This is a genomic window from Phaeobacter sp. QD34_24 (assembly GCF_028890115.1).
Lineage (GTDB): Bacteria > Pseudomonadota > Alphaproteobacteria > Rhodobacterales > Rhodobacteraceae > Phycobacter.
Map to the genome: position 1 here is coordinate 90,113 of NZ_JARCJD010000017.1, position 8,204 is coordinate 98,316.

General features: G+C 63.6%; 8 protein-coding genes. 4 read left to right on the forward strand and 4 right to left on the reverse strand.

All coding sequences use genetic code 11. The features are described from left to right. Window positions 1–50: 50 nt before the first annotated feature. Window positions 51–677 carry a MarC family protein gene (locus PXK07_RS14415; protein WP_274849031.1) on the reverse strand — a complete coding sequence of 209 codons (627 nt, stop codon included), beginning with the start codon at window positions 675–677 and terminating at the stop codon, window positions 51–53. Continuing rightward, window positions 674–2,527, reverse strand: coding sequence for an ABC-F family ATP-binding cassette domain-containing protein (locus PXK07_RS14420; RefSeq protein ID WP_274849032.1), 1,854 nt, complete (start codon window positions 2,525–2,527; stop codon window positions 674–676). The genes PXK07_RS14415 and PXK07_RS14420 overlap by 4 nt, the downstream gene beginning before the upstream one ends. Window positions 2,528–2,653: 126 nt before the next feature. On the opposite strand from PXK07_RS14420, the gene PXK07_RS14425 reads away from it, so the two are divergent. Continuing rightward, window positions 2,654–3,856: a multidrug effflux MFS transporter gene (locus PXK07_RS14425; RefSeq protein WP_274849033.1), complete on the forward strand. Its 1,203-nt coding sequence runs from the start codon at window positions 2,654–2,656 to the stop codon at window positions 3,854–3,856. Between the two features lie 147 nt (window positions 3,857–4,003). After that, the gene (gene ndk / locus PXK07_RS14430; protein WP_274849034.1) at window positions 4,004–4,426 is read left to right on the forward strand and encodes a nucleoside-diphosphate kinase; all 423 of its coding nucleotides are present in this window, start codon (window positions 4,004–4,006) and stop codon (window positions 4,424–4,426) included. Window positions 4,427–4,499: 73 nt separating this feature from the next. On the opposite strand, the gene PXK07_RS14435 is transcribed toward ndk, so the two are convergent. Continuing rightward, window positions 4,500–4,847, reverse strand: coding sequence for a TfoX/Sxy family protein (locus tag PXK07_RS14435; protein WP_274849035.1), 348 nt, complete (start codon window positions 4,845–4,847; stop codon window positions 4,500–4,502). Window positions 4,848–4,937: 90 nt separating this feature from the next. Between PXK07_RS14435 and PXK07_RS14440 the strand changes: the two genes are divergently transcribed. Then, window positions 4,938–6,197: a cytochrome P450 gene (locus PXK07_RS14440; protein ID WP_446728380.1), complete on the forward strand. Its 1,260-nt coding sequence runs from the start codon at window positions 4,938–4,940 to the stop codon at window positions 6,195–6,197. A gap of 128 nt (window positions 6,198–6,325) precedes the next feature. After that, window positions 6,326–7,201, forward strand: a complete 876-nt coding sequence (locus PXK07_RS14445; protein WP_274849037.1) for a hypothetical protein — start codon at window positions 6,326–6,328, stop codon at window positions 7,199–7,201. A gap of 223 nt (window positions 7,202–7,424) precedes the next feature. On the opposite strand, the gene PXK07_RS14450 is transcribed toward PXK07_RS14445, so the two are convergent. Next, window positions 7,425–8,039: a response regulator transcription factor gene (locus tag PXK07_RS14450; RefSeq protein ID WP_274849038.1), complete on the reverse strand. Its 615-nt coding sequence runs from the start codon at window positions 8,037–8,039 to the stop codon at window positions 7,425–7,427. Window positions 8,040–8,204: the final 165 nt, after the last annotated feature.

The following is an 8,204-nucleotide window of genomic DNA, read 5'->3' on the forward strand; positions in this document are numbered from 1 at the left end:
TCCTGGCCCTTGATGTAGGAAGTTTGAGCCGAGTTCCTAGCCCTTGGGGTCTAGCCCCCGGCAAAGCCAAAGGCGCGCAGACCGTCCAGAATGAACTGCACCGACAGCGCCGCGAGCAGCATGCCCAGCAGCCGCGTCACCACATTGATGCCGGTCTTGCCGAGAAGACGCTCCAACACGCCCGAGACCATGAACATCACCAGCATCAGCGCCAGCACCGCCAGAACGATGCTCATCACCAGAACGAAGCCTTCGATCCCCGGTTTCTGACCTGCCAGCAGGATCACCGTCGCGATCGAACCCGGCCCCGCGATCAGCGGGATCGAGATCGGGAAAACCGATGGATCCTCCTGTTCGGTGGCTTCCTCGCCCTGGTGTTCGCGCCGCTTGGTGCGTCGTTCGAACAGCATGTCGAGCGCGGTCAGGAACAACAGCGCGCCCCCTGCCACCCGGAAGGCGGGCATGGAGATGCCGACAAAGGCCAGAACCGCCTCCCCGAACAGGGTGAAGAGCGCCAGGATGAACGTGGCCGTGAGCGAGGCCCGGATGGCGACGCCGCGCCGATGGCGCGCGCTCATGCCTTGGGTCAGCGCCAAAAAAATCGGGGTCAGGCCAATGGGATCGATGATAACAAACAGCGTGACAAAGGAGGTGATCAGAAAGGCCGTGTCAATCATAGGGCTTCGGCCTTTTCCAGTTTCTCAAGGGCGCGCATCCACAGGGTCTCGGCGCGCTCCAGCGCCTCCATCACCTCGGCGTGCTTGGCCTGCCAGATGCGGGCCTCGTCCTTCTTCTCTACCTCGTAAAGCTCCGGATCGGCCAGCTTGATGTCCAGCTTGTCCTTCATCTCGGTCAGCTTGTTGACGCGGTCCTCTGCCTTGCGCGCCTCGGATCGCAGGGCCAGCATGGCATCGCGGGAGGGGCGTTTCGGCTTGGGCTTGGGCGAAGATGCTTTCGGGGCGGGTTTGTCCTTTTCCAGCAAGAGCGCCCGATAAGAGGCGAGATCCCCCTCGTAGGGCGCCACGGTCCCTTTCGAGACCAGCCAGAGCCGATCCGCCACCAGGCTCAAGAGGTGCATGTCGTGACTAACCAGGATCACGGCGCCGGTATAGGCGGTCAGCGCCTCGACCAGAGCTTCGCGGCTTTCGATATCCAGGTGGTTGGTCGGCTCGTCGAGGATCAACAGATGCGGTGCATCCAGCGTGGCCAGCAAGAGCGACAGGCGCGCCTTCTGCCCGCCCGACAGGCGCCTGACCTCGGTATCGGCCTGATTTGCCCCCAGCCCAAACCCCGCAAGGCGGGCGCGCAGTTTCGCCTGGCCTTCCTCGGGGCGCTCGCGCTGCAGGTGCTGTAGCGGCGTTTCGTCGATATAAAGCTCGTCCACCTGGTGCTGGGCAAAGAAGCCGATGCGCAGCTTGCCGGAGCGGGTGATCTTGCCGGACATCGGCTTCAGGCGATCTGAGAGCAGTTTCGACAGGGTCGATTTGCCCTCACCGTTCTTGCCCAAGAGCGCGATCCGGTCATCCTGATCGATGCGCAGGTTGAGGCGCGACAGGATCACCTTGTCGCCATAGCCGACCGAGCCGCCCTCCATGGCGATGATCGGCGGCGACAGTTCCTCGGGCTCGGGAAAAGTGAAAACGGTGCGCGCCGCATCTTCGGGGGCGCGGATGGTCTCCATCTTTTCCAGCATCTTGACGCGGCTTTGCGCCTGTTTGGCCTTGCTGGCCTTGGCCTTGAACCGGTCCACAAAGGCCTGCAGGTGGGCGCGCTGCGCTTCCTGTTTCTTGGCGGCGGCGGCCTGATTGGCGCGGTTGGCGGCGCGCTGGCGGGCAAACTGGTCGTAGTTGCCGCCATAGTAAATCAGCCCGCGATCCTCCAGATGCAGGATGCCGCCGACCGATCGATTGAGCAGCTCGCGGTCGTGGCTGATGATGATCACCGTATGGGGGTATTTGACAAGATAGGCCTCAAGCCAGAGCGCACCTTCGAGATCCAGATAGTTGGTCGGTTCGTCCAGGAGAAGCAAGTCCGGTTCGGAGAACAGCACCGCCGCCAGGGCCACCCGCATCCGCCAGCCGCCCGAGAAATCGGCGCAGGGACGTTGCTGCGCCTCTTCGTCAAAGCCAAGCCCCTTGAGGATCGAGGCGGCACGCGCCTCTGCCGACCAGGCGTCGATATCGGCCAGGCGGGTCTGAACCTCGGCAATGCGGGCAGGGTCGGTCGCGGTTTCCGCCTCCGCCATCAGGGCGGCGCGTTCGGTATCGGCCGCCAGAACCGTGTCGATCAGCGACACATCCGAGGCGGGTGCCTCCTGCGCGATACCGCCGATCCGCGCCTTGGAGGGCAGGGAGATGCTGCCGCCCTCCAGCGACAGCTCGCCCTTGATCAGGCGGAACAGCGTCGTCTTGCCGGTGCCGTTGCGCCCCACAAGGCCGACCTTGTGACCGGTGGGAATGGTGGCGCTGGCCCCGTCGAACAGGGGGCGGCCTTCGACCGAATAGGTGATGTCCTGAATGCGTAACATGGCAGCGCTCATAACAGAGCCGATGGGGGCAAACCAGCGCCATTAGACGCCGCGTTGCAACTGGTCCTTCCTGGGGTTGCGTGCTAGCTGGATCACATTGATACCTTTCCTGTCGGTGATCTCCCCATGCGGCCTGCGCAAACGGCGCCTCACATCGTGACGCTCATCTTCGGCACCGCCCTGTCGGTGCTGTCGCTCAACATGTTTCTGCCGTCACTGGCCCGGATCGGAGAGGATTTCCAGGCCGACTATGGCCTGGTGAACCTGTCGATTGCCGGGTATCTGGCGATTTCCGCGGTGCTGCAACTGGTGATGGGGCCGCTGTCGGATCGCTTTGGGCGGCGTCCGGTGATGCTCTTGTCGATTGCGATCTTCGTTGCAGCCTCTATCGGCTGCGCCTTGGCGCAATCGATCTGGGTGTTCTTGGGCTTTCGCCTGGCGCAGGGCGCGGTGGTTGCGGGGCAGGTGGTGTCGCGTGCCGCGATCCGCGACATGCACAGCGCCCAAGAGGCCGCCAGCAAGATGGGCTATGTCTCCATGGCGATGGCCCTGGCGCCGATGCTGGGGCCGATGCTGGGCGGTTTCCTGGAAATGGCCTTTGGCTGGCGGGCGGGATTTGTCCTTTATACCGTGCTGGGCCTTGGCATGCTGGCCCTGGCCTGGGGCGACTGGGGTGAGACCAACGGCAACCGGTCCGCCACCTTTGGCGCCCAGATGCGCACCTACCCCGAGCTGCTGGCCTCGCGCCGGTTCTGGGGCTACAGCCTGTGTGTCGCCTTCTCCATTGGCGGCTTCTTTGCCTTCATCACCGGTGCGCCCCTGGTGGCGGCGGCCTGGTTTGACCTGAGCCCGGCCATGGTGGGGCTTGGGATCGGCATCATCACCGGTGGCTTCATGCTGGGCAATTTCATCACCGGCCGGGTTGCGGGCCGGGTGCCGCTTTTGACGCTGATCATTGCCGGGCGCATCAGTGCGACCCTTGGCCCGCTGGCAGGTCTGATCCTGTTTGCACTGGGGCAGGGATCGGTTCCGGTCTTCTTCGGCTCGGCGATCCTTGTGGGGTTCGGCAACGGGCTTACGATCGCCAATGCCAGTGCCGGTCTGATGTCGGTGCGCCCCCACCTGGCGGGCAGCGCCTCGGGGCTTTCGGGCGCCTTGTCGGTGGCGCTTGGCGCGGTGATCACCTCGCTGACCGGCGCATTGGTGGAGCCTCACCTCGCGCCTTTCGCGGTGCTGGGCATCATCCTTTGTTCCAGCATCATGGCGCTGGCCTCTGCGCTTTATGTGCGCTGGGTCGATCGGTGCGATCCCTTGCCCGAGGCGGGCTGACACGCCGCTGTGCCGCCTGGGCGCGTGTAAATGGCCTCTTGGCGCAACTCGGCCCTTCCCATGCGGGCGCAGGCATGCTAGGCGGCGCGCGAGATATCCGGCGCGGGAATTGCCCCCGTGCCCGCATTTTGGAATGGAGAACGCCCGATGGCTCTGGAACGCACCTTTTCGATCATCAAGCCCGATGCAACCCGCCGCAACCTGACCGGCGCGATCAACGCCAAGTTCGAAGAAGCTGGCCTGCGCATCGTCGCGCAAAAGCGCATCCACCTGACCAAGGAACAGGCTGGCAAGTTTTACGAAGTGCACGCCGAGCGTCCCTTCTACGACGAACTGTGCGAATTCATGTCCTCCGAGCCGATCGTCTGCCAGGTTCTGGAAGGTGAAGGTGCCATCGCGAAAAACCGCGAAATCATGGGCGCCACCAACCCCGCCGATGCGGCCCCCGGCACCATCCGCGCCGAGTTCGCAGAATCGGTTGGCGAAAACTCCGTCCACGGTTCCGACGCACCGGAAACCGCAGCGGTTGAAATCGCCTACTTCTTCTCCGGTCTGGAACTGGTCGGCTAAGCCGGATCTGTCCTGATCAGGAATTCGGGCCGTGCGGGGAGACCTGCGCGGCCTTTTTCTTTGCTGAGGTACCTCACCCGCGCCGGGGGATGACACCGATGGCGTCCAGCTCGCGCTCAAGCCGTGACAGGCCGGCAGCCTGGGTCGTGGCCGTTTTGTTTTCGGCCTTGATCTGGTCGAACCGCTTGCGCAGGGTCTTCTTCTCCTCCCCCTTGCAATCGTTCCAGGGGCGGCCCTGAAGCCCCATCACCAGCACGTAGTAGCCGATGAAATGGGGGCGGCTGCCCGCCTGCAACAGCCGTGCATAGGCGGCATCGGCGCCAAGATCCCTCAGCTCTTCGGCGGAATGGATGCCGGCACGGGCAAAGGCTTCTTCCGAGGCGGGACCAAGATTGCGGATCGATGAGATGGGCGAGGACATAAGGCGAACATATGCGGGTTGCGCGATCCTGTCACGCCGGTTTCGTTGCGGAATTTTCCCGCATGGTGATTGACACTCACGGATGGGCGGATGACCTTACGGAATGTTCTGGGAGGAGCACACGTGAGCAAACAGCCAGCCACCGATAGTATCCGCGCCTTCGATCTGGCCAATCCGCCGGACGGATTTGTCGAAGATCCCTTTCCCTTTTATGATGCGCTCCTGGCCGATGCGCCGGTGCTGAAACAGCCGGATGGCTCTATCCTGTTGAGCCGACACGCGGATCTGGACCGGATCTATCGCGACACCACGTCCTTTTCATCGGACAAGAAGGCTGCCTTTGCGCCCAAGTTCGGGGAAGGCTCGCCGCTGTTTGAACATCACACCACATCGCTGGTGTTCTCCGACCCGCCGCTGCACACCCGCGTGCGCAAGATCATGACCTCGGCGCTGACGCCGCGCGCCATTGGCCGGATGGAGCAGGGGCTGATCGATACCGTGGATCAGCTGCTGGATGCCATGGAAGGGCGCGAAGAGGTGGATCTGATCGAGGATTTCGCCTCCACCATCCCGATCCAGATCATCGGCAATCTCCTGGACGTGCCGATGGAGGAGCGCGGCCCCCTGCGGGACTGGTCACTGGCGATCCTGGGTGCGCTGGAGCCTGCCTTGAGCGACGCGCAGCTGGCGCAGGGCCATCGCGCGGTGGAGGAGTTCAAGACCTACCTGACCGGCCTCATCGCGGACCGTCGCGCCAATCCCGGTGATCCCGAGACGGATGTGCTGACCCGGCTCATTCGGGGCGAGGGGGCGGATGCGCAGCTGAGCGAGATCGAACTCATTCAGAACTGTATCTTCATTCTGAACGCGGGGCATGAGACCACCACCAACCTGATCGGCAACGGGCTGGCGCTGTTGAATGACCACCCCGATCAGCGCACGCGTCTGCAAGAGGATCCCGAGCTGATCAAACCGGCGGTGGAGGAGATGTTGCGCATGCGGTCCCCGAACCAGCTGGGCAACCGCGAAACCACCCGCATGGTCGAGATCGGCGGGGTGGAGATCCCGCGCGGCACCAACCTGCACCTGGTGATCGGGGCGGCCAACCGCGATCCGGAGGTGTTCAAGGATCCGGGGCGTTTCGACATCGCGCGCAAGCCCAATCGCCATCTGGCCTTTGCTGGCGGACCGCATGTCTGCGTCGGGCTGACACTGGCGCGGCTGGAAGGGAAGATCGCCATCGAGCGCTTCCTGAAGCGCTATCCGAACTACCATCTGTTGCCCGGTCGCGTGCCCGGCGGGCGCATCCGGTTCCGGGGCTATGCGCATCTGCCTGCGCGGCTGGATTGAGCCTGAAGCAGTAGTTCCGCGCCAAGGGCCTATCCTTTTGCACCGGGTCTTCCGCCCCATGGATAGGCGCTTTTGCGGGGCTGCGGGCCTATTGATGGGTTAACGGTATCAACCCGGAGAGGCGTCACATGATCTATCCGATTGTACTTTCTGGCCCGCAGGAGCCAGGCGGATGCGGGGCGGCAGAGAGCCTGCCTGCGCATTTCTACGGTGAAGAGATGGTCGAAAGCCGGTTCCAATCGCTGCTGCGGGGATTGATGCACCCGATGTTCGCCGCGCCCACCATCGTTGCCTGCGAAGCCCACAGGTTCCTCGCGGTGCAACAGATGCAAGCGGTGGGCACCTCGGGCGAACTGTTGATCGAACCCGGCCTGTCGAATTCTGCTGCCGCCCTGGCGGCGGTCGCGCTCAGGTTCCGGCATGACCCGGAGGCCACTCTTCTGGTGCTTCCGGCCGACTATTCCGGTGCCGATGGCGCTCCCTTCCATCACATCCTGGAGGCGGCCTTGCCAGAGGTCTTTGTCGGCAGCCTGGTGCTGTTGACGCAGGAGGGCCGCGGCACCTCCCGCTATGGTCACGCGCAGCCCCTGTGCCGTGCCCGCTTGGGTGAGCCGGTTCAGGCGCTTTTCAAAGACGCCACTTCCGGCGCCTCGGCGTCCGCCGCGCTGACGAATGCGGGTGTCTACATGGTACGGGCCGGAAGCCTGCTGGCGGCCTTCAAACGCTATGCGCCGCGTCTTTTGCAATCCACCAAACGTGCGGTCGAAGAGATCGATGCGCGCGATGGCTTCCTGCGCCTTGCGCCGCAGGCCTATGACCGGGTCCGTCGGGAAGATTTCGAAACAGCGATCCTGGCGCGCATGGAGACGGTTGTGGCGCTACCGTGCGAAGACCCACAGCAGGATCCCTTTGCGGATTGGTACAGCGATGCGCAGGCCGATCGCGCCGCCGCCACCCGGGCTGCCGGTCAAAAACCGGCAACAGGGCGCGCAATCGCCGCTTGAGATCGAGCCAAGCGATGGCGGGCCCGATGGCTCGGCACCGCGACACTGGAACGAAGACCACTCCCCATCCGGGCAAAAGCTGCTTCCTGGCCTCCCCAACCGGCCCATCGGCTTTGCTTCATGCCCGGATCACGCCCCGCTGCATGCCCGGTTCCGGCGCGGCGGGGCACTTTCTTTTGCGAAAGTGGTCTTTTGCGACGTAGGCGTCCGATCCGCCCGGGGGTCAGAACAGGCTTGCCTCTTTGGCGGTCAGCGCGGCCTGGGTGCGGTTCTTGGCATCCAGTTTCTTGCACAGGGTGCGCACATGCAGCTTGATGGTGACCTCTTGAAGGTCCAGCTCGCGGGCGATTTCCTTGTTTGAAAGCCCCCGGCACAGCCCGTTCAGCACCTCAAGTTCCCGCGGACTCAGCCGTTCGGCCAAGGGGTGCGTTGGGGTCGCGCTTTCGGCGCGCATCAGATCGACCGGGGCGTAGACTTCCCCGGCGCTCATGAAGCGAACCGCATTCAGAAGGGACTGCGCCCCCATGGTCTTGGGGATGAAGCCGATGGCCCCGGCATCCAGCGCCGCCTTGGCGGTATTTGCAGGGGCGCTTCCGGACAGGATGGCAACCCCTTTGCCGCCATTGGCCGCCAGCGCCGTGGCCAGACCGTCCAGCCCCATCATGCCCGGCATCTGGTAATCCAGAAGCACCAGGTCATAGGGGCCTTCCGCGGAAATCTTATCCAGGGCGCCGGACAGATCCGTCGCCAAAGAGACCTCTGCGCCGCCCTCATTGCTGAGGTAGGCGGAAATCGTTTCCCGAACCATATCGTGGTCATCTGCCAAAAGAATACGCATACATTTCCTCAGCCAATGTGAGACGTCGAGATCAAACACTACCCGACAAGGGTTTCATAAGTATCAACTCCCGCTGCCGTTGCTCCGATTCTCCTAGGGTCAGGACCCATTGATTTCCGTCCAGCGGCGTGATTCACGGTTCGAAAATCGAGCGGTAACATGTCT